This is a genomic window from Pelomonas aquatica, from assembly GCF_026712205.1.
Taxonomy (GTDB): domain Bacteria; phylum Pseudomonadota; class Gammaproteobacteria; order Burkholderiales; family Burkholderiaceae_C; genus Pelomonas; species Pelomonas aquatica.
In genome coordinates this window covers 25,532-48,884 of the sequence record NZ_JAPPUW010000019.1, presented here as the reverse complement: position 1 = coordinate 48,884, position 23,353 = coordinate 25,532, and the positions used below count along the sequence as shown (strand labels likewise).

Sequence of the window (23,353 nt, the reverse complement as noted above, 5' to 3'; positions counted from 1 at the left end):
GGCGGTCGCGTTCAGCGCAGCGCCAGCACGATGGTCAGCTGGTTCTCGCCGCCGACGCGCTGGTAGGCCAGCGCGCTGGCATAACGCCGCAGCAGATGGATGCCCAGGCCACCCGGCCTGGCCTCGTCCAGGCTGGCCGGCTTGACCGGCGCGGGGCGCGACAGCGGGTCGAAGGCGATGCCCCGGTCGGCCAGCCGCAGCACCAGCGCGTCGTCGGCCACCCAGGCCTGCAGGGCCACCGACGCGGGCTCGACCGCGGCCGGGTGGGCATGCAGGATCTGGTTCATCAGCAGCTCCTCCAGCACCACGTCCAGCCCGAAGCTGGCCCGGGCCGAGGGCTGGTGGGGCGCCAGCAGCCGCTGCAGCGCCTCGTGGGCGACCGCGCAGGAGGCCAGCTCGCAGCGCAGCAGCAGCGACAGCGCGGGCGGGCCGGGCGGCAGCCCGGCGGCGGTGGCGCCCCGCGTCGTCATTGGCAATGGCGATTCAGTCGGTGGCCAGCAGCGCGCGGGCCTGGGCCTGGTCGGCCACGACCGGGATGATCTGGTCGATGGCCACATGCTCCAGCACCTCGTGCACCAGCGGCTGGGCGCCGAACAGCACCATGCGGGCGCCCTTGGCCTTCAGCGAGCGCGCCGCGGTGATCAGCATGCGGATGCCCAGCGAGGCCAGGAAGTCCACGGCGCTCAGGTCCACCAGCAGGTCGTGGCCGGGCGCCACGGCGACGGCATTGAGCCTGACCTCGATGCGGTCCACGGCGACCGCGTCCAGCCGGCCCTGCAGGCGCAGGCAGTTGACGGTGGGGTCCAGCGTTGTGACTTCGATTTCCATGGGCAGGCCTCGCGAGATCAATCTTTCCTTCTAACCGGGCCGCACTACAGGAATGTGACGGCCAACAGCGAGAAGTCGTCGTCCAGCGGGCCCGGCCGGGCCTGCTCCAGCACGGCGCGCTGCAGCCAGTGGGCGGGTGCCCCGTCGCCCGGCGGCACGCGGCCCAGCCAGGGCAGCAGGTCGGCCAGCGCCCAGGCGCTGCCGTCGCGGGCATGCAGCTCGAACACGCCGTCGCTGAACAGGAAGAGCCGCGCGCCCGCCGGCACCTCGGCCACGGCCGCCACGTAGCCGGCATCGGGCATCGCGCCGATGATGAGGCTGCGCGTCCGCAGCGACGCCAGCGCGGCCGCGCCGGGCGCCTCCAGGAAGGCCGGGTGGTGACCGCCGGAGGCATAGCGCAGCCGGCGGTCGCGGCGGTCGAACACGCCGTACCAGATCGAGAACACCAGGCCGTCGTGGGCGTCCATCTGGAACATCGCGTTCAGCTGCCGCAGCACCTGGGCCGGGTCGGCGAAGTCGGTGCCGGGCAGCACGCGCTGGCGCAGCACGTTCATGACCGACACGCTGTGCATGGCCGCGCCGGCGCCATGGCCGGACACGTCGATCAGGTAGCAGGCGAAGCGGTGCTCGTCCAGCATGAAGTGGCCGAAGGCATCGCCGCCGAGCGCGGTGGACGGCTGGAAGCACCAGTCGGTCAGGATGGCGCCCTGCAGCAGCCGCACGGGCAGCAGCGACTGCACATAGCGGCCGGCCTTCTCCAGGTCGTGGGCCAGTTCCTCCGCATGGGCCACCTCGGCCGGCGTGCGGAACTCGTGCACGAACACCTGGCGGCCCAGCTGCAGGCGCATGCCCTGCGTCAGCCGCACGCTGCCCTGCACGCGCCGGCCGTTGACGAAGGTGCCGTTGGTGGAGCCCAGGTCGGTCACCAGCGCATCGCCGACCGAGCCGCGCGCCACCACCTCGCAATGCAGGCCCGACACCTCGCCATCGGACAGCAGCACCTCCGCCGGCGCGCGCCGGCCCAGGCGCAGCGGCTGGCGGCCGAACAGGATGCGCCGCCCGGGCTCGCTGCCATCCAGCTGCACCAGATAGTGCTCGCGCGCGTCGCCCGCCGGCGGGCGGGGCCGGGCCACCGTCTTCATGATGGTGGTGCGGTCGTCGGGCGCGAATTCGGTGTCGCCGGGGAGGTCGCTCATGGGCCGGGGTGGGACGGTGTTCACGAAAGCGCCGAACCGGCCGGCCCCGCGCAAAGGCGAGAGCGTACCCGCGCCGCGCCGGCCCGGGGAGGCCGATGCCAAACTGCCACCCTCGACAACCCAGTCCCACCGATGACACGCCCTTTCCGCTGGCCGGCCCTGTGCGCCGCGCTTGCCGCCCTGGCCCTGCTGGCCTGGCCGCTGCCCCGCGAATGGCTCGACTGGCAGCCCGCGCTGGTCGCGGCCCAGCCCTGGCGCGCCGTCACGGCCGCCTTCGTGCACTGGACGCCCCTCCACCTGGGCGCCAACCTGGCGGGCTGCGCCGTCATCGCGCTGCTGGGCTGGCGCGCCGCGCTCGGCGGGCGGGCGGTCGCGGCCGGCCTCGTCGCGCTGCCGCTGACCCAGCTCGGCCTGCTGCTGCGGCCCGAGTTGCTGCACTATGCCGGCCTGTCCGGCGTGCTGCATGCGCTGGTCGCCATCGCGGCGCCGACGCTGCTGATGCGCGGCGGCCGCGAACGCTGGATCGGTGCCGGCATCCTGGTCGGCCTCGCCGCCAAGCTCGTGCTCGAACACCCGCTCGGCCCGGTGCTGCGCGCGACACCCGATTTCGACTTCCCGGTCGCGCCCTTCGCCCATCTGAGCGGCGCGCTGTCGGGCGCCATCGCCTGGGCGCTGACAATGTGCGCCCTCGAAAGACCAACCAGGAGCCCGCATGGGACGTGAAGCCCTTTGCACCGCCCGCGTCGGGCAGGAAACCGCCGAGGCCACCGCCCTGCTCGAATCGACCGCCATCGTGCTGCGCGGCGCGCTCAGGCGCCGCTGGGCCGTCGCCGCGCTGCAGAAGCTGCGCCTGGACGGCGAGGCGCTGTGCTTCGACGCGGACGGCGAGGCCGTCGCCCTTGAGCTGGGCGCGAAGGAGGGCGAGCGCTGGCTGAAGAAGCTGCAGACCCCGCCGCCCACGCTGGCCGCCAGGCTCGGCGTCAGCGCCGCGAACCCGGCGCTGCTGATCGGCCCCACCGTCGGCACGCTGGACCCGGCCCTCGCCGAGGCGCTGTCCCAGGGGCTGACGGGCAATGTCAAGACGGCGCGCATGCTGGTGGCCGTCATCAGCAAGCCGGGCGAGCTGGAGCGCATGGCCGAGTTCCACGCGACGATGATCTGCAAGACCGTCTGGGTCGTGCATGCCAAGGGCCCGGGCGCATTCCCGTCGGAGGCCGAGGTGCGCACGGCGATGCGCGGCTGGGGCTATGTGGACAACAAGAGCAGCGTGGTGTCGGACGCGCTGACGGCGACGCGCTACGTCAGGCGCTAGCTGCCCCGGTTCGGGCAGTCCGCCTTCACGCAGCTGGCGTAGAGCGCCAGCGAGTGCTCCTGCAGCTGGAAGCCGCGCTCGCGCGCGATCGCATGCTGGCGCTCCTCGATGCCGGCGTCGAAGAACTCCTCGACCTTGCCGCAGGTCAGGCAGACGAGGTGGTCGTGGTGGCGGCCCTCGTTGAGCTCGTAGACGGCCTTGCCGGTCTCGAAATGGTTGCGGCTCAGCAGGCCGGCCTGCTCGAACTGCTGCAGCACGCGGTAGACCGTCGCCAGGCCGATGTCGGCACCCTCGCCGAGCAGGGCCTTGTAGACATCCTCGGCCGTCATGTGGCGCTGCTCGGCGCGCTGGAAGATCTCGAGGATCTTGATGCGCGGCAACGTCGCCTTGAGGCCGCTGTTCTTGATGTCGCTGGTCTGGTTCTTGGCGGAGGAGCTGGGCATGGCGGGGTGCGCGAGGGGCCGGGATGGGCCCCGCTAGAATCCGCGCGATCATAGCCAGCCGGGCCTCCGGCGGGTGTTTCAAGTCCCTTCTGCCAGCCGCCCATGCGCCCCCTGCCTGCCTCCCTCCCCCTGCTCGCGTCGCTCGCGCTGCTTGGCGGCTGCTCCTATCTGCCCACCTGGGATTCCCTGCCCTCCGTCACCGGCGACAAGGTGCTGGGCGTGCTGACGCCCTACCGCGTCGAGGTCGTGCAGGGCAATGTGCTGACCAAGGAGATGGTCGCCCGCGTGAAGCCCGGCATGCCCAAGGCCCAGGTGCGCGACCTGCTCGGCTCGCCGCTGCTGGCCGACGTCTTCCACGAGGCGCGCTGGGACTATGTCTTCACGATCCGCCGCCAGGGTGCGCCGGCGCAGCGGCGCCTCGTCGTCGCGAGCTTCGACGGCGACAAGCTGAAGACGCTGGAAGTGCCCGACGACCTGCCGACCGAGAACGAATTCGTCGCCTCCGTCAACACCTTCAAGCCCGGCAAGAAGGAGCCCAAGCTGGCGCTGAGCCAGGCCGAGCGCGACGCGCTGCCGCCGCCCAAGCCGAGCGCCGAGGCCGCGCCGACCGCCGCCGCCGAAGGCCCGGCCCCGGGGCGGGTCTACCCGCCGCTGGACGCCCTGCCGGCCAGGGCGGGCTCGTGATGCTGAAGGTCGCCGTGATGGGCGCCTCCGGGCGCATGGGCAGGATGCTGATCGAGGCCTTTCAGGCCGCCGACGACTGCAGGCTGCACGTCACGCTGGACAAGGGCGACGAAGTCCGCGCGGGCCTGGCCGGCGCCGACGTGATGATCGACTTCACCCGCCCCGAGGCGACGCTGGCCCACCTGGCCGCCTGCGCCGATCTGGGCGTGAAGGCCGTCATCGGCACGACCGGCTTCGATGCCGCGCAGAAGGCCGAGATCGCCAGGCTCGCCGAGCGCACGGCCATCGTCTTCGCGCCGAATATGAGCGTCGGCGTCAACGTCGTGCTGAAGCTGCTCGACATGGCCGCCCGCGCGATGCACGAGGGCTTCGACATCGAGATCGTCGAGGCCCACCACCGCAACAAGGTCGACGCGCCCAGCGGTACCGCGCTGCAGATGGGCCAGGTCGTCGCCAATGCGCTGGGCCGCGACCTCAAGGCCTGCGCCGTCTACGGCCGCGAGGGCGTCACCGGCATGCGCGACCCGTCCACCATCGGCTTCGCCACCGTGCGCGGCGGCGACATCATCGGCGACCACACCGTGCTGTTCGCCGGCACCGGCGAGCGCATCGAGATCAGCCACAAGGCCAGCAGCCGCGCCATCTACGCCCAGGGCAGCCTGCGCGCGGCGCGCTTCCTGGCGGGCAAGGCGACAGGCCTGTTCGGCATGGCCGACGTGCTGGGTTTCGCCTGAGCATGGGTGGCTTCGCGGACTTCTGGGCCCAGAGCGACCTGGTCGGCCGCGCCGTGGCGCTGCTGCTGCTAGCCATGTCGGTCAGCGCCTGGGCGCTGATCCTGTGGAAAACCTGGCTGCTGCGCCGCGCCCGCCGCGGCCTGGTCCGCGCGGTGCCGGCCTTCTGGTCTGCGGCCGGCGTGGCCGAGGGCCGCGGCGCGCTGCAGAGCTTCGACACCGAGGCGCTGCTGCTGCCGCTGCTCGACGCCGCGACGGCCGAGACGCAGGCCGCGACGCTGGCGGCCGCCGGCCGGCGCGAGTCCCGCCTGACCCGCCGCCTGCGCGACGCGCTGCACGCGGTGCTCGCGAGGCTGCAGTTCGGCCAGGTGCTGCTGGCCTCCATCGGCGCGACGGCGCCCTTCGTCGGCCTGTTCGGCACCGTCTGGGGCATCTACCACGCGCTGGTCGGCATCTCGGCGGCCGGCAACATCACGATCGAGAAGATCTCCGGCCCGGTCGGCGAGGCGCTGATCATGACGGCCGCCGGCCTGGCAGTGGCGATCCCTGCCGTGCTGGCCTACAACGTCTTCGGCAAGCTCGTCGCGGCCAGCGAGGCCGACCTCGAAGGCTTTGCGCACGACCTGCGCGAGCTGCTGGACCACGAATGAGACATCCAGTGTCAACCCCCGCCAGAAGAAGTGGCTTTGAGGGCGGACAGATGAAGGCTGGCGTCGTAAGTCTTGCGATCGGTCCAGGCGCGCCAGAGCACGCGCAACCAGGCCCGGGCAAGGATACGGATGGCATGGGGATGATCGCAGCCTCGTTGTCGAGCTGCTGCGTACAAGCCGCGAGCCCAGAGATTGGTGTGGCGCGAGTTGTCGGCCATGCAGGTGATGGCTTTGCGCAGCCGATGATTGCAGGCCCAGCGAAAGCTCACGCAGCGGGTCTTGCCCGATTGATAGGTGACAGGCACGACGCCAGCCTCGGCGGCGAGTCGGTCATCGCTGGGGAATCGCTCACGGACATCACCCAGTTCGGCCAGGATCTGAGCGGCGCAGATGTGTCCGGCCCGAGGGAAGGACATGATGATTTGTCCGTCGGGAAGCGATTCGATGAAACGCTCGATGCGATGAGTCAAAGCGGCGATCTGTTCGACCAAGGGTGTCAAGACGTCGACCAGCGAGAGCACCACGTCGGCCATGGCCTGGGCCGTCAATGCAGGGGCCATGCCGCGCGCGGCGGCCTGCAGTCGCCCGAGGAGTTCGGCAGGGCTGCGGCGGCCGCTGTAGTGCTGGGCACGACAGAAGCGCTGCAGGCGAGATTCGTTCAGGCCGGCGGCCGAAGCTGGCGATGGATAGCGTTTGAGGAACGCCAAGCCGATGGGCGAGTCCACGGCTGCAAAGATGCGGGCGCCGCCAGGCCAGAAGGCGTCGAGTGTGGAGTGCAATTGATTGGCCAGAGCGATGCGAGTGGCCACCAGATCATCGCGAGCGCGCACCAAGGCACGCAGAGCGCGGATGGAGTCCGACTGTGGGGACAGCGCGGACCAGCGATGTCCATCGGTGCGCAGCAGATCGGCAAGCAGATAAGCATCCGAGGCGTCGCTCTTGGCGCCGTGACTGCGGTAACGCGGACGGCTGGCCTTGACGGCATTGGGATGGATCGCAAAGACCTGATGAGCGGCCTCGACCAGCGCATCGACGATCAGGCCCGAGGGACGCTCGATGGCGATGCGCAAGTTCGCGCCGTAGCGGGCAAGGCGGTGTGCCAGCGCAGCCAGGCCATCGTGGTCGTGGCTGACCTCGAAGCGTTCCAGGACCTGGCCGGCGGTGTCGATGATGCACACCGCATGCGTTTGCGTGGCCCAGTCCAATCCGCAAAAGACTTGAGTACTCATAGACAGACTCCTTGGAGTTGCGGTATGACTGCCCGTGTCGGAAGGCCCGGCGGGGAGCTCATTGATTGGCGCTCCGGCGGTGAAGGCTTGGCGCTACATCCAGTGGCCCGTCACGGCCTTCCGGCACCCCATGGGCTGCAGGTCTCATACGGGCCTTCGCGAGGCCAGCGCCGCAGGCAGTCACCATGGGGGCACGGAAGTCAGTTCCTACCCTCGGTCCACCTCCTCGTCGATGTCAACAAGCAGGAGGTTGCCCAATGAGCGCCGAGCGCTGGGCCGCTCCCGAGCCGGCGCACGTCCCCTCGGGGGACCGACCGGCGTACTCGCCGGGCGAGGGGCCGACACAACCCCTGCTCGAACTCCGCGGCGTCCACACCCATGTCGGGGCGTATCACATCCTGCACGGCGTGGACCTCGAAGTGCCGGCCGGGCAGGTGACGATGCTGCTGGGCCGCAACGGCGCCGGCAAGACGAGCACGCTGCGCACGCTGATGGGGTTGTGGACGGCCAGTGCCGGCACCGTGAGCTTCAAGGGCGAGGACATCACCAAGCACGCCACGCCCGACATCGCCGCGCGCGGCATCGCCTATGTGCCCGAGACCATGGGCATCTTCGGCGAGCTCAGCGTGGCGGAGAACCTGCTGCTGGCGGCGCGCTCGGCGCGGCGCCTGGCGGACCTGGATGCGAAACGGCTGGCGTGGCTGTTCGGCCTGTTCCCGGCGTTGAAGACCTTCTGGGCGCATCCGGCGGGCAAGCTGAGCGGCGGGCAGAAGCAGATGCTGGCGATTGCACGCGCGCTGATCGAGCCGCGCGAGTTGTTGGTCATCGACGAGCCCAGCAAGGGCCTGGCGCCGGCCATCGTGGCCAACATGATCGCGGCGCTGCGCGAGCTGAAGGGCACGGCGACGACGGTGCTGCTGGTGGAGCAGAACTTCCGCGTGGCGACGGAACTGGGCGACCGGGTGGCCGTCATGGACGACGGTCGGATCGTGCATCACGGCGCGATGCGCGAGTTGATCGAGGACTCGGCCCTGCAGCAGAGGTTGCTGGGGTTGTCGTTGGCGGCGCATCAATGAACATGAAGCTCGACCCCAAACCCCTCACCCTGCTGGCCGCCCTCATGCTGCTCGCGCTGCCGCTGACCGGCAGCCCCAGCACCTGGGCCAACCTGACCCTGGCCGGCCTCGCGATGGGCCTCATCGTCTTCGTCATCGCCTCCGGCCTGACGCTGGTCTTCGGCCTGATGGACGTGCTGAACTTCGGCCACGGCGTCTTCATCGCGCTCGGCGCCTTCATGGCCACCACCGTGCTGGCCGCCCTCGCTCCCTGGGCCGGCAGCAACAGCGTCGCCGCCAACCTCGCGGCCCTCGCCGCCGCCTGCGCCGCCGGCATGGCCGTCTCCGCCGCCGTCGGCGTCGTGTTCGAGCGCGTGCTGGTGCGCCCCGTCTACGGCCAGCACCTGAAGCAGATCCTCATCACGATGGGCGGCATGATCATCGGCGAGGAACTCATCAAGGCGAGCTGGGGCGCCCAGCTCATCCCTCTGCCCATGCCGGAGACGCTGCGCGGCATCTTCCTGATCGGTGACGTCGCCGTCGAGAAGTTCCGCCTGCTGGCCTGCGTCATCGGCCTGGCCGTCCTCGTCGCGCTGCTGGGGGTGCTGAACCGCACCAAGATCGGCCTGCTGATCCGCGCCGGCGTGCAGGACCGCGAGATGGTCGAGGCGCTGGGCTACCGCATCCGGCGCCTCTTCGTCGGCGTCTTCGTCGCCGGCTCCGCACTCGCGGGCCTGGGCGGCGTGCTGTGGGGCCTGGTGCAGCAGGGCGTCACGCCGCAAATCGGCGGCCAAGTCAACCTGCTGCTCTTCATCGTCATCATCATCGGCGGCCTGGGCTCGACGCTGGGCTGCCTGGTCGGCGCGCTGCTCGTCGGGCTGATGGCCAACTACGCCGGCTTCCTCGCGCCCAAGGCGGCGCTGTTCTCCAACATAGGGCTGATGGTCGCCGTGCTGCTGTGGCGCCCGCAGGGCCTCTACCCGGTGGGGGCCAAATGATCCGCGCACTGCTCTCCCACGACCTGCCGCGCAGCCGCATCCTCGGCGCGCTGCTCATCGCCTGCTTCGTCGGCCTGCTCGGCGCGCCCTTCATCTTCCCGGGCACGCAGGCGCTCAATGTCGCGGCCAAGATCCTGGTCTTCATCCTGCTCGTCGCCAGCTACGACCTGCTGCTGGGCTACACCGGCATCGTCAGCTTTGCGCACACGATGTTCGTCGGCATCGGCGCCTATGGCATCGCGATCGCGGCAACCAGGCTGGGCCCGGACTGGAGCTCGCTGGCCATCGGCTTCGCCGCCGCGCTGGCGCTGAGCGCCGCGCTGGCGCTGGCGATGGGCCTGGCCAGCCTGCGCGTGAAGGCCATCTTCTTTGCGATGATCACGCTGGCCGTCGCGTCGGCCTTCATGACGCTGGCGTCGCAGCTGAGCGACTTCACCGGCGGCGAGGACGGGCTGAACTTCCAGCTGCCTGAAGCGCTTCGGCCGTCCACCGAATTCATGGAGGAGCCGGTGCTGGGCGTCACGCTCGACGGCCGGCTGCTGACCTACTACCTGCTGTTCGTCGCCGTCGCGGCCCTGGTCGCGCTGCTGCTGCGCATCGTCAATTCGCCCTTCGGCCGCGTGCTGCAGGCCATCCGCGAGAACGAGTTCCGCGCCGAGGCCATCGGCTACCGGCCCGTCGTCTACCGTACCGGCGCCAACATCATCGCGGCCCTGCTGGCCTGCTGCGGCGGCGCGCTGCTGGCGCTGTGGCTGCGCTACACGGGGCCCGAGACGGCCATGAGCATGGAGATCATGCTGGACCTGCTGCTCATCGTCGTCATCGGCGGCATGGGCTCCATCTACGGCGCCATCATCGGCAGCGTGCTCTTCATCGTCGCGCAGAACTATCTGCAGGCGCTGCTGAAGTGGGCCGGCGGCCTCGTGGAAGGCCTGCCGGTCGCCGGCACGCTGGTGTCGCCGGACCGCTGGCTGCTGTGGCTGGGCCTGCTGTTCGTGCTGGCCGTCTACCACTTCCCCGGCGGCATCGTCGGGCGGCTGCGGCTCGCGGCCTGGGCCCGCGGCAGGAACGGGAGGAGAAGCACAACATGAGGTCCCGCTACGTCAACTGCCTGGGCCGCGAGCTGCACGTCACCGAATGGGGTGACGAAAGCGCGCCGCCCGTCATCGCCTGGCACGGCCTCGCACGCAGCGGCCGCGACTTCGACGACTTCGCCGCCGCGCTCAGCGCTCGCTGGCGCATCGTCTGCCCCGACACCCTGGGCCGCGGCCTGTCGCAATGGGCCGTCGACCCGGCGCGCGAATACTGCCTGGATTTCTACGTGGAGCAGGCCGAGGCCCTGCTGGACCAGCTCGGCCTGCAGAAGGTGCACTGGGTCGGCACGTCCATGGGCGGCGCCATCGGCACGCTGGGCGCGGCCACCCGGCTGCGCGGCCGCATCCGCCGCCTGGTCCTCAACGACAACGGCCCCGAGCTGGCCGCGCCGGCGCTGGCGCGCATCCAGACCTATGCCGGCCAACCGCCGAGCTTTGCGACGGTCACCGAGCTGGAGGCCTATTTCCGCGAGATCTATGCGAGCTTCGGTCACCTGAGCGACAGCCAATGGCGCCACCTGACCGAGACCTCGCTGCGCCGCCTGCCCGACGGCCGGCTGACGACGCACTACGACCCGGCCCTGGTGCAGCAGTTCGAGCACCACCCGGACGACTATGTGCTGTGGGCCGCCTGGGACCAGCTCGACCTGCCCGTGCTCTGCCTGCGCGGCGAGGCCTCGACGCTGCTGACCGCCGAGACCGCCCAGGCGATGCGTGAGCGCGGGCCGCGCGCGGCGGTGGCCTTGATTCCCGGTTGCGGCCATGCGCCCGCCCTGAACACGGCCGAGCAGATCGGCCTGATCGAGCGCTTCCTCTGCGCCGACGTCCAGACCCCGTGAATGCCCGTAAGCCAGTGTCAGGTTTCAAGCCCTAGAGTCGCGCAGCCAACCCCCAAGTCCATGAGCGAATTCATCCTCGAGACCCAGGACCTGACCAAGGAGTTCAAAGGCTTCACCGCCGTGGACTCGGTCAGGCTGCAGGTGCAGCGCGGCCACATCCACGCGCTGCTCGGCCCCAACGGCGCCGGCAAGACCACCTGCTTCAACCTGCTGACCAAGTTCCTGACGCCCACGCGCGGGCACATCGTGTTCGCCGGCCACGACATCACCGGCGAGAACTCGGCGCAGATCGCGCGCCGCGGCGTCATCCGCAGCTTCCAGATCTCGGCCGTGTTCCCGCACCTGACGGTGCTGGAGAACGTGCGCATCGGCCTGCAGCGCTTCACCGGCACGAGCTTCCATTTCTGGAAGGGCCTCACGGGCCTGCAGACGCTGGATGCCAAGGTGCTGGCGCTGCTGGAGCTGGTGGACCTGCGCGACATGGCGAACCTGAAGGCCGCCGACCTGCCCTATGGCCGCAAGCGCGCGCTCGAGATCGCGACGACGATGGCGATGGAGCCGCAGCTGATGCTGCTGGACGAACCGACCCAGGGCATGGGCCACGAGGACGTGGACCGCGTGACGGCCCTCATCAAGCGCGTGGCCGAGGGCCGCACGGTGCTGATGGTGGAGCACAACATGAAGGTGGTGGCCAGCATCGCCGACCGCATCACCGTGCTAGCCCGCGGCGCGGTGCTGGCCGAGGGCGACTACGCGACGGTGTCCAGGCATCCGGCGGTGCTGGAGGCCTATATGGGCACCGAGGCCACGGAACTCCAGGGGGCGCATTGATGGCAACGCCAGCGCTTGAAATCAAGGACCTCCACGCCTGGTACGGCGAAAGCCACATCCTGCACGGCATCAACCTGAACGTGCAGCCCGGCCAGGTCGTCACGCTGCTGGGCCGCAACGGCGCGGGCCGCACGACGACGCTGCGCGCCATCATGGGCCTGACCGGCGCCCGCAAGGGCTCGATCAAGATCCACGGCGAGGAGGCCATCGGCCTGTCCACGCACCGCGTCGCGCAGCTGGGCCTGGGCTACTGCCCCGAGGAGCGCGGCATCTTCGCGTCGCTGACGACCGAGGAGAACCTGCGCCTGCCGCCGCCGCTCAAGGTCAAGCGCGGCAAGCTGATGTCGGAGCAGGAGATCTACGCGATGTTCCCCAACCTCGCGGAGCGCCGCCACAGCCCCGGCACGCGGCTGTCGGGCGGGGAGCAGCAGATGCTGGCCGTCGCGCGCATCCTGCGTACTGGGGCCGACATCCTGCTGCTGGACGAGATCTCCGAAGGCCTGGCCCCCGTCATCGTCCAGGCCCTGGCCCGCATGATCCGCGAGCTGAAGAAGCAGGGCTTCACCATCGTCATGGTGGAGCAGAACTTCCGCTTCGCGGCACCGCTGGCCGACCATTTCATCGTCATCGAGCACGGCGAGGTCGTGCTGTCCTTCCCCGCCGCCGAACTGCCCGCCCACCAGGACAAGCTGGACGAGCTGCTCAGCGTCTAACCCGACAACCCCCTGGAGACACCATGAAGAAGACTCTCATAGCCGCCACTCTCGCCAGCTGTGGCCTCGCTGCCCAGGCGCAGGTCTCGGGCGACGTCATCAAGGTCGGCTTCCTGACCGACATGTCCAGCGTCTATGCCGACATCGACGGCGCCGGCGGCGTGGAGGCCATCAAGATGGCCATCGCCGACATGAAGGGCATGGCCGCCGGCAAGAAGATCGAGTTCATCTTCGCCGACCATCAGAACAAGGCCGACGTCGCCTCCGCCAAGGCGCGCGAGTGGATCGACACCCAGGGCCTGGACGTGCTGATCGGCGGCACCAACTCCGGCGCCAACCTGGCCATGGCCACCGTGGCCGCCGAGAAGAAGAAACCCTTCATCTCCATCGGCGCCGGCAGCTCGGCGCTGACCAACGCCAACTGCACGCCCTACACCATCCACTACGCCTACGACACGGTGGCCCTGGCCAACGGCACCGGCGCGGCCGTGACCAAGGCCGGCGGCAAGACCTGGTTCTTCCTGACCGCCGACTACGCCTTCGGCGCGGCGCTGCAGGCCGACACGGCCGCCGTCGTGGCCAAGAGCGGCGGCACGGTCAAGGGCAGCGTCAAGCATCCACTCAACGCCAGCGACTTCTCCAGCTTCCTGCTGCAGGCCCAGAGCTCGGGCGCGCAGATCCTGGGCCTGGCCAATGCCGGCGGCGACGCGATCAACGCGGTCAAGGCCGCCAACGAGTTCGGCATCACCAAGGGCATGAAGCTCGCCGGCCTGCTGATGTTCATCAACGACATCCACTCGCTGGGCCTGAAGACGACCGAGGGCATGTACCTGACCGACTCCTGGTACTGGAACCAGAGCCCCGAGGCCCGCGCCTGGAGCCGCCGCTTCTTCGAGAAGATGAAGCGCATGCCCTCGTCGCTGCAGGCCGCCGACTACTCGGCCGTGACCCACTATCTGCAGGCCGTCGACGCGCTGAAGACCGACGACGCCGACAAGGTCCTGGCCAGGATGAAGGCCACGCCGATCAACGACTTCTACACCAAGGGCACGATCCGCAAGGAAGACGGCCGCGGCATCCACGACATGTTCCTGATGCAGGTGAAGTCGGCCAAGGAGTCGACCGAGCCCTGGGACTACTACAAGGTCGTGACGCGCATCCCGGGCGACGAGGCCTTCACCAAGCTGGCCGATTCCAAGTGCCCCCTGGTCAAGAAGTGATCCGCTGAGAGCGCTGCGCGATGACTGAGTTCTTCGGTATTCCCCTGCCGGCCCTCTTGGGCCAGCTGCTGCTCGGCCTGGTCAACGGCTCGTTCTACGCGATGCTGTCGCTGGGCCTGGCGGTCATCTTCGGCATGCTCAACATCATCAACTTCGCCCACGGAGCGCTGTACATGATGGGGGCCTTCTTCGCCTGGATGGGGCTGGAATACCTGGGCCTGAACTACTGGTTCATGCTCGGCCTCGCGCCGCTCGCCGTCGGACTCATCGGCATCGTCATCGAGCGCACGATGCTGCAGTGGCTCTACAAGCTGGACCACCTCTACGGCCTGCTGCTGACCTTCGGCATCACCCTCGTCATCGAGGGTGTGTTCCGCTCGGTCTACGGCGTGTCCGGCCAGCCCTACTCGGTGCCCGACCAGCTCGCCGGCGCCACCAACCTCGGCTTCATGATCCTGCCCAACTACCGCGGCTGGGTCGTCGCCGCGTCGCTGGTGGTCTGCTTCGCCGTGTGGGCACTGATCGAGAAGACCTCGCTGGGCGCCAAGCTGCGCGCCGGCACCGAGAACCCCAAGCTCGTACAGGCCTTCGGCATCAATGTGCCGCGCATGGTCACGCTGACCTATGCCGGCGGCGTGGCGCTGGCGGCCTTCGCCGGCGTGCTGGCCGCGCCCATCCTGCAGGTGTCGGCGCTGATGGGCTCCAACCTCATCATCGTGGTCTTCGCCGTCGTCGTCATCGGCGGCATGGGCTCCATCCTCGGCTCCATCCTGACCGGCCTGGGCCTCGGCCTGGTCGAGGGGCTGACCAAGGTCTTCTATCCCGAGGCGTCCAACACGGTCGTCTTCGTCGTCATGGCCATCGTCTTGCTGGTGCGCCCCGCTGGCCTGTTCGGCAAAGAGAAATGAACAAGAAGCTCGTTGGCTACGCCGCCCTTTTCGTCGGCATCGCGCTGCTGCCGGCGCTCGGCGCCTACCCCGTCTTCGTCATGAAGGTGCTGTGCTACGCGCTGTTCGCCTGCGCCTTCAACCTGCTGGTGGGCTTCACCGGCCTGCTGTCCTTCGGCCATGCGGCCTTCCTCGGCACGGCGGCCTATGTGTGCGGCCATGCGCTCAAGGTCTGGGGCCTGCCCACGCCGGTGGGCCTGCTGCTGGGCACGGGCGGCGCGGCCGTCGTCGGCCTGGCGTTCGGGCTGCTGGCCATCCGGCGCTCGGGCATCTACTTCTCGATGATCACGCTCGCGCTGGCGCAGATGCTGTACTTCTTCTTCCTGCAGGCGCCCTTCACCGGCGGCGAGGACGGCCTGCAGTCGGTGCCGCGCGGCAGCTTCCTCGGCCTGAGCCTGGACAACGACCTGGTGCTGTTCTACGTCGTGCTCGGCATCTTCATCGCCGCGTTCTGGCTCATCTACCGCATCGTGCATTCGCCCTTCGGCCAGGTGCTGACCTCCATCCGCGAGAACGAGGCCCGCGCCACGTCGCTGGGCTATGACACGGCCCAGTTCAAGCTGCTGGCCTTCGTGCTGTCCGCCGCGCTGGCCGGCCTGGCCGGGGCCACCAAGACCCTGGTGCTGGGCTTCGCGACGCTGACCGACGCGATCTGGACCACCTCCGGCCTGGTCATCCTGATGACGCTGGTGGGCGGCATGGGCACCCTCGTCGGCCCGATGGCGGGCGCGCTGGTCATCATCGCGCTGGAGAACAAGATCGGCGACCTCGGCAACCTGCTGGCCGACCTGACCGGCGTGGCCTGGTTCCAGGGCCTGGGCGAATCGGTCAGCCTCGTGACCGGGCTGATCTTCATCGTCTGCGTGCTGGCCTTCAGGCGCGGGCTGGTGGGCGAGGCGATGGCCTTGCTGGAGAAGCGCCGGACGCCGGCTTCTTCCTGAACACCAGCACATTGCCGGCCATCACCAGCAGCAGCCCCAGCAGCGCCGGCGCCGTCCAGCGGTAGCCCTCGGCCCAGGCCGACACGTTCAGCGCGACGACCGGGAACAGCACCGTGCTGTAGGCCGCCCGCTCCGGCCCCAGCCGCCCCACCAGCGTCAGATAGGCCGTGAAGCCGATGACCGAGCCCGGGACGGCGAGGTAGAGCAGCGCACCGACATAGCGCGGGCTGGCGTCGAACACCAGCGGCGCGCCCGTCACGAGCGCATGGCCCAGCAGGATGGCCGTGCCGACGGCCATGCCCCAGGCATTGGTCTGCACCGGCTTCAGGCCCCGGGCCTGCAGCGCGGCCGACAGCAGGTTGCCGGTCGAGAAGCACAGCGTGCCGCCCAGCGCCCAGGCCAGGCCGGCCGCACTGGCATGGCCGGCGCTGATCTCCGGCCAGAACAGCAGCACCAGCCCCGCCAGCCCCAGCGCGCCGCCGGCCAGCACCTGGGGCGCGATGGCGCGGCCGTGCACGACGCGGGCCAGCAGCGCATTCCACAGCGCCGCGCTGGAAAACACGACGGCCACGAGGCCGCTGGCCACCGTCCGGCTGGCGTTCAGGAAGCAGACGAAGTTCAGGCAGAACAGGCACAGGCCCTGGGCCAGCACCCACGCGCGCGCCCGGCCGCGCGGCACGAGGAGCTGGCGCCGCCAGATCAGCCACGCGAACAGCAGCAGCGCCGCCAGGCCGAAGCGGTAGGCGATGGACAGCGCGATGGGCACGGGCCCGAGCTGCCATTTCAGCGCGATCCAGGTCGTGCCCCAGATCAGCACGACGAGCAGGTAGAGCAAGGCATTCATGCCACCAGCATCGCGCGGCGGCCGACGGCGCGATTGCAGATTCCTGCGCATCCTTGCCCCCGCGCCAGCCCCGGCACGGGCTTCGGCCCTAGCATCGCGCCATGGCCAACCCGACCGCCGGCGCCACCACCCACCAGCCCGTCTTCGATGTGCTGGGCCGCTCCAGCGCGCGCCGCGAGCGCGAGCTCGCGCTCGCCGACGGCCTGCGCCTGGTGCAGTGGTGCAACCACGGCGGCCGCATCGACTACCGGCGGCCGGGCCACCACACGCTGTCGGTCTACCTGCAGGGCGGGCATGCGACCCACCTCGTCGACACGCCCGGCCAGACCGGCTCGCCAGGCTGCCACTGCGTGCTGCCGGCCGAGCACGAATCGCGCTGGAACGTCGCCGGGCCGCTGCGCTTCGTCCACCTCTATCTGTCGGCCGAGGCTTGGGGCCACCGCGTCGTGCGCCTGCTGGACGCCGAGCCGCGCGCCTTCACGCTGGAGCAGCGCATCTTCGGCGCGGACGCCGTGCTGGCCGCCTGGGCCAAGGGCGTCGCCGCACTGGACTGGCAGGACCCGGCCGAGCGCCTGCGCATCGACGCGCTGAGCCAGGCCGCGCTGGACCGCCTCGTGCTGCAGGCGGCAAGGCCGAGGCTGCGCGAGCGCGCCGAACGCGGCGGCGCCGGCGGCCTGTCGGGCACGGCGCGGCGGCGCGTGCTGGCCTTTGTCGACGCCCATCTGGACCAGGCCGACCTGAGCCTGCCGCGCCTGGCCGCCGAGGCCCATCTGTCGGAGTTCCACTTCGCGCGCATGTTCCGCGCGTCCATGGGCTGCACGGTGCACGACTGGGTGGCCACGCGCCGCCTGGACCGCGCCCGTGCGCTGCTGCGCGGCAGCGCGCTGCCGCTGGCCGACATCGCCGCCGCCTGCGGCTATGCGGGCGCCAGCCACCTGAGCCAGCGCTTCAAGGCCGGCGTCGGCGCGACGCCGGGCCAGTTGCGGCGCGCCCTCGGCGGCCGCTGACTGCTGCCACCACGCCGTCAGCATTCACCAGCAAGTTAGGGGGCGCGCCGGGCCGCGCCGTGGTCCACCATCGCGCCATGCTCACGCTCGCCCGCCTCAGGTTCGCCGCCACGCTGCTGGTGTCGCTGCTGGGCTTCGTTCTGACGCTGGACACGCCCGAGACCGGCCAGCTGGGCGCGCTGCTGTCCATGCAGGCGCCGCTGCGCTGAACCTGGGGAATTTCTCCGTCCGAATCCGCCGCCGAGCCTCCCTACACTCCCTGCGCACCCAGGGAGGGGACTCGGATGGCATCCAGCATCGTGAAGGCCGCCGCGGCGGCCGTGTTCGTGGCCGGCGCGGCCGTGGCGGGGTATTTCGCCTGGCAGCGCCACCAGGCGCCCGGCCTGCCCAGCAGCGCCGAGATCGGCAGCGAACAGGCCTTCGCGTTCAGCGAGTGCAGGGCGCGCCTCTTCGACGGCTCGCCCGCCATCGCGGTCGTCTTCACGCAGCCGCTGAACCCCAGGCAGGATTTCGGCGCTCTGCTGACCGCCAGCGAGGGCGACGCGCCCAAGGCCAGGGACGACGGCAGCAAGACGCCCCCGGCCGACACCAGCTTCAAGCCGCTGGCCGCGCGCTGGGTGCTGGCCGACAACCCACGCGTGCTCTACCTGCCCTATGTCACGCCCGACCGCAGCTACCGTATCGCGCTGAAGGCCGACATCGCCTCGCGCGGCGGCGCCAAGCTGGCGACGCCGCAAGGCTGCGAGGCCGTCAGCGAGGCCATGCCGGCCAGCTACTACTTCGCCAGCAAGGGCCTCGTGCTGCCGGCCGGCCAGAACGGCGGCCTGCCCATCGTCACGGTCAACACGCCCGAGGTGGACGTGCAGTTCCTGCGCATCAAGCCGGCCTCGTTGCCGGCCTTCCTGGAGCAGGTAGGCGGCCTTCGCAAGCGCGTCAATCCGGTCACCGGCGCCGACGACTGCCAGGAAGACTGTTTCTACGACGGCTACAGCGACAACCAGCGCCGCCTGAAGGGCACCGTCGGCGGCTGGGTGCTGGACGAGCTGCGCGCGATGAGCGACAGCGTCTACATCACCCGCTTCACGACCGATGCGCGGCCCAACCGCCGCAACGTCAGCTTCCTGCCCGTGGAGGGCATCAAGGCGCTGCAGGAGCCGGGCATCTATGTCGCGGTGATGAACACGCCCGGCCGCTTCGGCTGGGACTACCAGGTCACGCACTACTACGTGACCGACATCGGCCTGCACCTGCGCCGCCACGCCGCGCAGCTGGACGTGTTCACGACCTCGCTGAAGAGCGGCAAGGCGATGTCGGGCATCGAGCTGAGCCTGGTGGACGACGCCGGCAAGGTGCTGGCCCAGGCGCAGAGCGATGACGATGGCCATACGGTCTTCAGCGGCAGCAGCGACAAGGCCCGCGCGGTGCTGGCGCGCCGCGACGGCAAGGAAATGTCCGTGCTGTCGCTGCGCGACGCCGCGCTGGACCTGACCGAATTCGAGGCCACCGGCTACCCCTCGCGCAACAACAAGCTCTTCGTCTACGCCGGCCGCGACCTGTACCGGCCCGGCGAAAACTTCCAGCTGTCGGTGCTGGCGCGCGATGCCGACGGCAAGCCCCTGCCCAAGCCGCTGCCCGTCACCGTCACGGTCAAGAAGCCCGACGGCAGCAAGCTCGTCGAGCAGCTCGTCCAACCCGGCAAGTTGGGCAGCGGCTACTACCTGCAGGGCATCGCGCTGCCTGCCGACGCGCCCACCGGCGGCTGGACGGTCCAGGCCCGCATCGACCCCGCGGCCAGGACGCCGGATGCGCAATGGGCTTTCAAGGTCGAGGAGTTCCTGCCCGAGCGCATGAAGCTCGCGCTGACGGCCGCCGAAGGCCCGATGCAGGGCGACGGCGCGCTGCCCATGCAGGTGCAGGGCGACTATCTCTACGGCGCCCCCGCCGCCGGCAACCGGCTGCAGGCCAGCGCCTTCAGCGAGCGCCTGCTGAACCCCCTGCCGCAGCAGCTGCCCGGCTTCATCTTCGGCACGCTGGACGACGACAAGGCCAGGAACCGCCAGGACCTGGAGGCCCAGGACCTCGACGGGCAGGGCCATGCCGAGATGACGCTGACGCCGCAGCTGGCCGAGCGCAAATCGCCGATGAAGCTGCGTGCGGCCTTCAGCCTGCTGGAGAGCGGCGGCCGGCCGGTGGTGCGCACGCTGGAGCGCGTCTGGTGGCCGGCGCCGGTGCTGGTGGGCCTGCGCCCGCTGTTCGACCGCAACGTGGCCGCCGAGGGCGCGCTGGCCGAGTTCGAGCTGGTGCGCGTGGACACCCAGGGCCGGTTCAAGCCGGCCAAGGCGCTGGACCTCAAGCTCATCTACGAGGAGCGCCAGTGGTACTGGCGTTATGACGACGGCCGCGGCTGGAACTCGGGCTTCAACACCACCGACGAACTGGTGGAGGCACGCACGCTGGCACTGTCGGCCCGCACCAAGATCGCCCTGCCCGTGCGCTGGGGCCGCTACCGGCTGGAGCTGACCGACCCCGAGTCCAGGCTGACGACGCGCTATGCCTTCTACGCCGGCTACGGCGCGCAGGACGCCGACGACGTCGGCAACCGCCCCGACCGCGTGCAGCTCAAGCTGCAGGGCGCCCCCTTCAAGCCGGGCGACGTGGCCAGGCTCGCCATCAAGCCGCCGCACGATGGCGAGGCCATCGTCACGGTGGAGGGCGACAAGGTGCTGTGGGCCAGGCGCATGGCCGTGAAGGCCTCGGGCACGGCGCTGGAGATCCCGGTGGATGCCGCCTGGGCCCGCCACGACCTCTACATCACGGTCGCCGCCTTCCGCCCCGGCAGCGAGGGCGACCGCGTGACGCCGGCGCGCGCGCTGGGCCTGGTGCACCTGCCGCTGAACCGCGAGGACCGCAAGCCCAAGCTCACGCTGACCGCGCCGGCCAAGGCCGTGCCGTCCACGCCGCTGAGCGTAGGCGTCAAGGTGCCCCAGCTGGCCGGCAAGCCGGCCATCGTCACCGTGAGCGCGGTGGACGTGGGCATCCTGAACATCACCAACTTCAAGACGCCCGACCCGCAGGACTTCTTCTTCGGCAAGCACCGCTACGGCGCCGACATGCTGGACCTCTACGGCCGCCTGATCGAGAAGATGGAAGGCAACGCCGCCAGGCAGCGCTTCGGTGGCGACGCGGGCAAGCGCGATTCGCAGTCCATGCCGCGCAAGCTGCTGCTCGTGGACCTGTTCAGCGGCCCCGTGCAGCTGGACGCCAAGGGCGAGGCCACCGTCAACCTGAAGCTGCCCGACTTCAACGGCACGCTGCGCGTGATGGCCGTGGTCAGCAGCGCAGACAGTTATGCCTCGGCCCAGGCCGAGACGGTGGTCGCCGCGCCGCTGGTGGCCGAGCTGAACATGCCGCGCTTCGTGTCGCCCGGCGACAAGGCGACGATTGCGCTGGACGTGACCAACCTCAGCGGCGCGCCGCAGGAGGTCAAGGTGGCGGTCTCGTCCACCGGCCCGGTGCGCATCACCGGCAGTGCCGACACGATCAGGCTTGCGGACAAGCAGCGCCAGATCCTGCGCTTCCAGGCCGAGGCGCTGGACGCGTATGGCCTGGCACCCATCGAGGTCAAGGTCAGCGCCGGCGCCCTGAGCCTCACGCGCCAGGCCGCGCTGCAGGTGCAGCCCGTCACGCCGCTGACTCGCGAGAGCCGCCGCCTGCGCCTGGAGCCCGGCGCCACGCAGGCGCTGGACAAGGCGCTGCTGGACGCCTACTGGAACGGCTCGGCCACGGTGGCCCTGACCGTCTCCAACACGCCGCCCATAGCCATCAGGGACCAGGTGCAGGGCCTGCTGATGTACCCCTACGGCTGCCTGGAGCAGACGACGTCCAGCGCCTATCCGCTGGTCTTCATCGACGACGAGGCCGCCAGGCGCTGGGGCCTGACGCCCGTGCCCCGCGAGGAACGCGCCAAGCGGCTGGACGGCGCCTTCGCGCGGCTCGCCGGCATGCAGCAGCCCAAGGGCGGCTACGGCCTGTGGGCCGCCAGCAGCCCCTACGAGGCCTGGCTGAGCGCCTACGTCACCGGCTTCCTGCAGGACTCGCGCGACGCCGGCTTCGCGGTGCCCGAGGCCATGCTGAAGCGCTCGCTGGACAACCTGCTGGAGCAGTTCCAGCGCAGCCCCGCGCAGCAGAGCATGCCGCCCAAGGCCCCCAGGCGCGACGACAAGGGCCGGCTGGCCGACTACCGCGACACCGAGCTGATGCGCATCGCCCACCAGCGCTTTGCCGAGGCCGCGCACGCCGGCTACATCCTGGCCCGCGAGCAGAAGGCGCCGCTGGCCACGCTGCGCACGCTGCACGACCAGTACCGCGGCAACGCGCTGTCGCCCCTGCCGCTGGTGCAGCTGAGCCTGGCGCTGAAGCTGATGGGCGACGAGCCCCGCGCCAAGGCCGCGCTGGACGATGCGATGAGCCGCGGCTACGGCTACCAGCCCGACGACCCGGGCAACACCTGGTGGGGCCAGTGGCTGGGCGACTACGGCTCACGCGTGCGCGACCGCGCCCTGGCCTATGCGCTGCTGCTGCGCCACAAGGTGCAGCACGAGCGACGCGAGAACCTGCTGTTCGACCTGTCCGACGACTTCCGTACCCGCAACTACTACTCCACGCAGGAGCGCCTGGCCCTGTTCCTGGCCGTGCAGGCCGCCGGGGCCGCCAAGGACGACAGCTGGAAGACCGCCGTCACCGTGGGCGCCAAGGCCGACCCCTGGACCGGTAACGGCGTGGGCCGGCAGAGCTTCGGCGTCGCGCAGCTCAAGTCCGGCATCGCGCTGAAGAACGACGGCGCCGCGCCGCTGTTCGTCGACATCACGGCCCAGGGCTACCCGACCAAACCACCGGCGCCGAGCAGCGACCGCATCGCCGTCGACCGCGCGATGTTCACGACGGAAGGCAAGCCGGTCACGGCCCGGCAATTCACGACCGGCGAGATGTTCATCGTCCGCCTGCGCGTGAAGGCCAGCCAGACCATCAAGGACGGCCTCGTCGTGGACCGCATCCCGGCCGGCTTCGAGATCGAGAACCTCAACCTCAGCCAGGGCCCCCAGGCCGGCGAGTTCACGGTGGAGGGCGTCAACATCGCCCAGGCGAATGCGAACGAGCGCATCGTCCACACCGAATACCGCGACGACCGCTTCGTGGCCGCCGCCCAGCTGGGACAGCCGCTGGAGCTGTTCTACCTGGTCCGGGCCGTGACGCCGGGTAAATATGTGGTGCCGGCGACGTTTGCGGAGGATATGTATCGGCCGGAGGTGAGGGGGGTTGGGAAGGTGGAGAGCGACATCGCCATCGTCGACAAGTCCCGCTAGTTCACGGAACCAAGCATCACATCGATAGGGCGGCGTGCATTGCGCCGACACGGAATGACGGATCACCAAGTTCATCGTTCCCGAAGACAAATGAGATCGGTCCGCATTTCGTTGTGCGACACACAATCCCCCATGGCCAAACCCGCTCCCAAACTCACAGCCGAAGAACTCAAGCGCGTGATCGCCACCGCCTGGGACGACACGCCGCCCTTCAGCAAGGTCATGCTGGAGCATGGCATCGGCCACGGCGAGCTGGTGGCGCTGCTGAAGCGCGAACTGACGCCTTCGGCCTACAAGCTGTGGGCGGCCAAGGGCAAGGCGGCCAAGGCCCCCACCAAACGCTCGACCTGGCCGCACGGACGCTGACGCGATGCATGATGGCGATGGCGGCTCGCGCGAAGCGACAGTCGGGCGGGTTCAAAATCGGG

Annotated in this window: 24 protein-coding genes; 18 read left to right on the top strand and 6 right to left on the bottom strand. The window is 70.1% G+C overall.

The features are described from left to right. Positions 1–11: 11 nt before the first annotated feature. Genes NYP07_RS18545 through NYP07_RS18535 form a run of 3 tightly spaced genes read right to left on the bottom strand, consistent with a single transcriptional unit; the run spans position 12 to position 2,024 of the window. Positions 12–470: an ATP-binding protein gene (locus NYP07_RS18545; protein WP_268153110.1), complete on the bottom strand. Its 459-nt coding sequence runs from the start codon at positions 468–470 to the stop codon at positions 12–14. Between the two features lie 13 nt (positions 471–483). Then, positions 484–828, bottom strand: a complete 345-nt coding sequence (locus NYP07_RS18540; protein WP_268153108.1) for an STAS domain-containing protein — start codon at positions 826–828, stop codon at positions 484–486. 44 nt (positions 829–872) lie between these two features. Beyond that, positions 873–2,024 (bottom strand): PP2C family protein-serine/threonine phosphatase, encoded by a 1,152-nt coding sequence (locus NYP07_RS18535; RefSeq protein ID WP_268153106.1) that lies wholly within the window; start codon positions 2,022–2,024, stop codon positions 873–875. Positions 2,025–2,156: 132 nt separating this feature from the next. On the opposite strand from NYP07_RS18535, the gene rrtA reads away from it, so the two are divergent. Together rrtA and NYP07_RS18525 are read left to right on the top strand one after the other, a co-directional pair. Continuing rightward, positions 2,157–2,747, top strand: a complete 591-nt coding sequence (gene rrtA / locus NYP07_RS18530; protein ID WP_268153104.1) for a rhombosortase — start codon at positions 2,157–2,159, stop codon at positions 2,745–2,747. Then, positions 2,737–3,336, top strand: a complete 600-nt coding sequence (locus tag NYP07_RS18525) for a hypothetical protein (RefSeq protein WP_268153102.1) — start codon at positions 2,737–2,739, stop codon at positions 3,334–3,336. The genes rrtA and NYP07_RS18525 overlap by 11 nt, the downstream gene beginning before the upstream one ends. Here NYP07_RS18525 and fur read toward each other — a convergent pair. Next, positions 3,333–3,779, bottom strand: a complete 447-nt coding sequence (gene fur, locus NYP07_RS18520; RefSeq protein WP_268153100.1) for a ferric iron uptake transcriptional regulator — start codon at positions 3,777–3,779, stop codon at positions 3,333–3,335. The two genes, NYP07_RS18525 and fur, sit on opposite strands and share 4 nt — an antisense overlap. 102 nt (positions 3,780–3,881) lie before the next feature. On the opposite strand from fur, the gene NYP07_RS18515 reads away from it, so the two are divergent. From NYP07_RS18515 to NYP07_RS18505, 3 genes are read left to right on the top strand one after another with little or no spacing between them, the layout of a single operon-like run. Next, positions 3,882–4,463, top strand: a complete 582-nt coding sequence (locus NYP07_RS18515; RefSeq protein ID WP_268153098.1) for an outer membrane protein assembly factor BamE — start codon at positions 3,882–3,884, stop codon at positions 4,461–4,463. Continuing rightward, positions 4,463–5,197, top strand: coding sequence for a 4-hydroxy-tetrahydrodipicolinate reductase (gene dapB / locus NYP07_RS18510; RefSeq protein WP_268153096.1), 735 nt, complete (start codon positions 4,463–4,465; stop codon positions 5,195–5,197). Before NYP07_RS18515 ends, dapB begins: the two co-directional genes overlap by 1 nt. Before the next feature lie 2 nt (positions 5,198–5,199). After that, positions 5,200–5,844 carry a MotA/TolQ/ExbB proton channel family protein gene (locus NYP07_RS18505; RefSeq protein WP_268153094.1) on the top strand — a complete coding sequence of 215 codons (645 nt, stop codon included), beginning with the start codon at positions 5,200–5,202 and terminating at the stop codon, positions 5,842–5,844. Positions 5,845–5,855: 11 nt separating this feature from the next. Here the strand turns inward: NYP07_RS18505 and NYP07_RS18500 are convergent, their stop codons facing one another. Then, entirely contained in the window at positions 5,856–7,073 is a 1,218-nt protein-coding gene (locus NYP07_RS18500) for an IS110 family RNA-guided transposase (protein WP_268153092.1), read from the bottom strand. Positions 7,074–7,330: 257 nt separating this feature from the next. Here NYP07_RS18500 and NYP07_RS18495 point away from each other — a divergent pair, with 257 nt between their 5' ends. Genes NYP07_RS18495 through NYP07_RS18455 form a run of 9 tightly spaced genes read left to right on the top strand, consistent with a single transcriptional unit; the run spans position 7,331 to position 15,711 of the window. After that, positions 7,331–8,149 (top strand): ABC transporter ATP-binding protein, encoded by an 819-nt coding sequence (locus NYP07_RS18495; RefSeq protein ID WP_268153090.1) that lies wholly within the window; start codon positions 7,331–7,333, stop codon positions 8,147–8,149. After that, positions 8,146–9,126, top strand: a complete 981-nt coding sequence (locus NYP07_RS18490; RefSeq protein WP_268153088.1) for a branched-chain amino acid ABC transporter permease — start codon at positions 8,146–8,148, stop codon at positions 9,124–9,126. Before NYP07_RS18495 ends, NYP07_RS18490 begins: the two co-directional genes overlap by 4 nt. Then, positions 9,123–10,217 (top strand): branched-chain amino acid ABC transporter permease, encoded by a 1,095-nt coding sequence (locus NYP07_RS18485; RefSeq protein WP_268153086.1) that lies wholly within the window; start codon positions 9,123–9,125, stop codon positions 10,215–10,217. The genes NYP07_RS18490 and NYP07_RS18485 overlap by 4 nt, the downstream gene beginning before the upstream one ends. Continuing rightward, positions 10,214–11,059: an alpha/beta fold hydrolase gene (locus NYP07_RS18480; protein ID WP_268153084.1), complete on the top strand. Its 846-nt coding sequence runs from the start codon at positions 10,214–10,216 to the stop codon at positions 11,057–11,059. The genes NYP07_RS18485 and NYP07_RS18480 overlap by 4 nt, the downstream gene beginning before the upstream one ends. A 60-nt stretch (positions 11,060–11,119) precedes the next feature. After that, the gene (locus NYP07_RS18475; RefSeq protein ID WP_268153082.1) at positions 11,120–11,890 is read left to right on the top strand and encodes an ABC transporter ATP-binding protein; all 771 of its coding nucleotides are present in this window, start codon (positions 11,120–11,122) and stop codon (positions 11,888–11,890) included. Continuing rightward, a complete protein-coding gene (locus NYP07_RS18470) occupies positions 11,890–12,603 on the top strand; it encodes an ABC transporter ATP-binding protein (protein WP_268153080.1) in 714 nt (237 codons plus the stop codon). The genes NYP07_RS18475 and NYP07_RS18470 overlap by 1 nt, the downstream gene beginning before the upstream one ends. A 23-nt stretch (positions 12,604–12,626) precedes the next feature. Further along, positions 12,627–13,823 (top strand): ABC transporter substrate-binding protein, encoded by a 1,197-nt coding sequence (locus NYP07_RS18465; protein WP_268153078.1) that lies wholly within the window; start codon positions 12,627–12,629, stop codon positions 13,821–13,823. Positions 13,824–13,843: 20 nt separating this feature from the next. Continuing rightward, positions 13,844–14,731, top strand: a complete 888-nt coding sequence (locus NYP07_RS18460; RefSeq protein WP_268153076.1) for a branched-chain amino acid ABC transporter permease — start codon at positions 13,844–13,846, stop codon at positions 14,729–14,731. Beyond that, positions 14,728–15,711 (top strand): branched-chain amino acid ABC transporter permease, encoded by a 984-nt coding sequence (locus NYP07_RS18455; RefSeq protein WP_268153074.1) that lies wholly within the window; start codon positions 14,728–14,730, stop codon positions 15,709–15,711. The genes NYP07_RS18460 and NYP07_RS18455 overlap by 4 nt, the downstream gene beginning before the upstream one ends. Here the strand turns inward: NYP07_RS18455 and NYP07_RS18450 are convergent. Further along, positions 15,644–16,555, bottom strand: coding sequence for a DMT family transporter (locus tag NYP07_RS18450; protein WP_268153073.1), 912 nt, complete (start codon positions 16,553–16,555; stop codon positions 15,644–15,646). The genes NYP07_RS18455 and NYP07_RS18450 overlap by 68 nt on opposite strands. A 101-nt stretch (positions 16,556–16,656) precedes the next feature. On the opposite strand from NYP07_RS18450, the gene NYP07_RS18445 reads away from it, so the two are divergent. From NYP07_RS18445 to NYP07_RS18430, 4 genes are all read left to right on the top strand, one after another. Continuing rightward, positions 16,657–17,562, top strand: coding sequence for a helix-turn-helix domain-containing protein (locus NYP07_RS18445; protein WP_268153072.1), 906 nt, complete (start codon positions 16,657–16,659; stop codon positions 17,560–17,562). A gap of 77 nt (positions 17,563–17,639) precedes the next feature. Further along, positions 17,640–17,771, top strand: coding sequence for a hypothetical protein (locus NYP07_RS18440; protein WP_268153070.1), 132 nt, complete (start codon positions 17,640–17,642; stop codon positions 17,769–17,771). A 75-nt stretch (positions 17,772–17,846) separates the two neighbouring features. Continuing rightward, on the top strand, positions 17,847–22,925 hold the full coding sequence (locus NYP07_RS18435; protein WP_268153068.1) for an alpha-2-macroglobulin family protein: 5,079 nt from the start codon (positions 17,847–17,849) through the stop codon (positions 22,923–22,925). A gap of 132 nt (positions 22,926–23,057) precedes the next feature. Continuing rightward, positions 23,058–23,291, top strand: a complete 234-nt coding sequence (locus tag NYP07_RS18430; protein ID WP_268153066.1) for a DUF2805 domain-containing protein — start codon at positions 23,058–23,060, stop codon at positions 23,289–23,291. The last annotated feature ends 62 nt before the right edge of the window (positions 23,292–23,353 follow it).

Coding starts and splice junctions, on each gene's coding strand:
- NYP07_RS18545 (WP_268153110.1), bottom strand. CDS start 470: ATGACGACGCGGGGCGCCACCGCCGCCGGGCTGCCGCCCGGCCCGCCC.
- NYP07_RS18540 (WP_268153108.1), bottom strand. CDS start 828: ATGGAAATCGAAGTCACAACGCTGGACCCCACCGTCAACTGCCTGCGC.
- NYP07_RS18535 (WP_268153106.1), bottom strand. CDS start 2,024: ATGAGCGACCTCCCCGGCGACACCGAATTCGCGCCCGACGACCGCACC.
- rrtA (WP_268153104.1), top strand. CDS start 2,157: ATGACACGCCCTTTCCGCTGGCCGGCCCTGTGCGCCGCGCTTGCCGCC.
- NYP07_RS18525 (WP_268153102.1), top strand. CDS start 2,737: ATGGGACGTGAAGCCCTTTGCACCGCCCGCGTCGGGCAGGAAACCGCC.
- fur (WP_268153100.1), bottom strand. CDS start 3,779: ATGCCCAGCTCCTCCGCCAAGAACCAGACCAGCGACATCAAGAACAGC.
- NYP07_RS18515 (WP_268153098.1), top strand. CDS start 3,882: ATGCGCCCCCTGCCTGCCTCCCTCCCCCTGCTCGCGTCGCTCGCGCTG.
- dapB (WP_268153096.1), top strand. CDS start 4,463: ATGCTGAAGGTCGCCGTGATGGGCGCCTCCGGGCGCATGGGCAGGATG.
- NYP07_RS18505 (WP_268153094.1), top strand. CDS start 5,200: ATGGGTGGCTTCGCGGACTTCTGGGCCCAGAGCGACCTGGTCGGCCGC.
- NYP07_RS18500 (WP_268153092.1), bottom strand. CDS start 7,073: ATGAGTACTCAAGTCTTTTGCGGATTGGACTGGGCCACGCAAACGCAT.
- NYP07_RS18495 (WP_268153090.1), top strand. CDS start 7,331: ATGAGCGCCGAGCGCTGGGCCGCTCCCGAGCCGGCGCACGTCCCCTCG.
- NYP07_RS18490 (WP_268153088.1), top strand. CDS start 8,146: ATGAACATGAAGCTCGACCCCAAACCCCTCACCCTGCTGGCCGCCCTC.
- NYP07_RS18485 (WP_268153086.1), top strand. CDS start 9,123: ATGATCCGCGCACTGCTCTCCCACGACCTGCCGCGCAGCCGCATCCTC.
- NYP07_RS18480 (WP_268153084.1), top strand. CDS start 10,214: ATGAGGTCCCGCTACGTCAACTGCCTGGGCCGCGAGCTGCACGTCACC.
- NYP07_RS18475 (WP_268153082.1), top strand. CDS start 11,120: ATGAGCGAATTCATCCTCGAGACCCAGGACCTGACCAAGGAGTTCAAA.
- NYP07_RS18470 (WP_268153080.1), top strand. CDS start 11,890: ATGGCAACGCCAGCGCTTGAAATCAAGGACCTCCACGCCTGGTACGGC.
- NYP07_RS18465 (WP_268153078.1), top strand. CDS start 12,627: ATGAAGAAGACTCTCATAGCCGCCACTCTCGCCAGCTGTGGCCTCGCT.
- NYP07_RS18460 (WP_268153076.1), top strand. CDS start 13,844: ATGACTGAGTTCTTCGGTATTCCCCTGCCGGCCCTCTTGGGCCAGCTG.
- NYP07_RS18455 (WP_268153074.1), top strand. CDS start 14,728: ATGAACAAGAAGCTCGTTGGCTACGCCGCCCTTTTCGTCGGCATCGCG.
- NYP07_RS18450 (WP_268153073.1), bottom strand. CDS start 16,555: ATGAATGCCTTGCTCTACCTGCTCGTCGTGCTGATCTGGGGCACGACC.
- NYP07_RS18445 (WP_268153072.1), top strand. CDS start 16,657: ATGGCCAACCCGACCGCCGGCGCCACCACCCACCAGCCCGTCTTCGAT.
- NYP07_RS18440 (WP_268153070.1), top strand. CDS start 17,640: ATGCTCACGCTCGCCCGCCTCAGGTTCGCCGCCACGCTGCTGGTGTCG.
- NYP07_RS18435 (WP_268153068.1), top strand. CDS start 17,847: ATGGCATCCAGCATCGTGAAGGCCGCCGCGGCGGCCGTGTTCGTGGCC.
- NYP07_RS18430 (WP_268153066.1), top strand. CDS start 23,058: ATGGCCAAACCCGCTCCCAAACTCACAGCCGAAGAACTCAAGCGCGTG.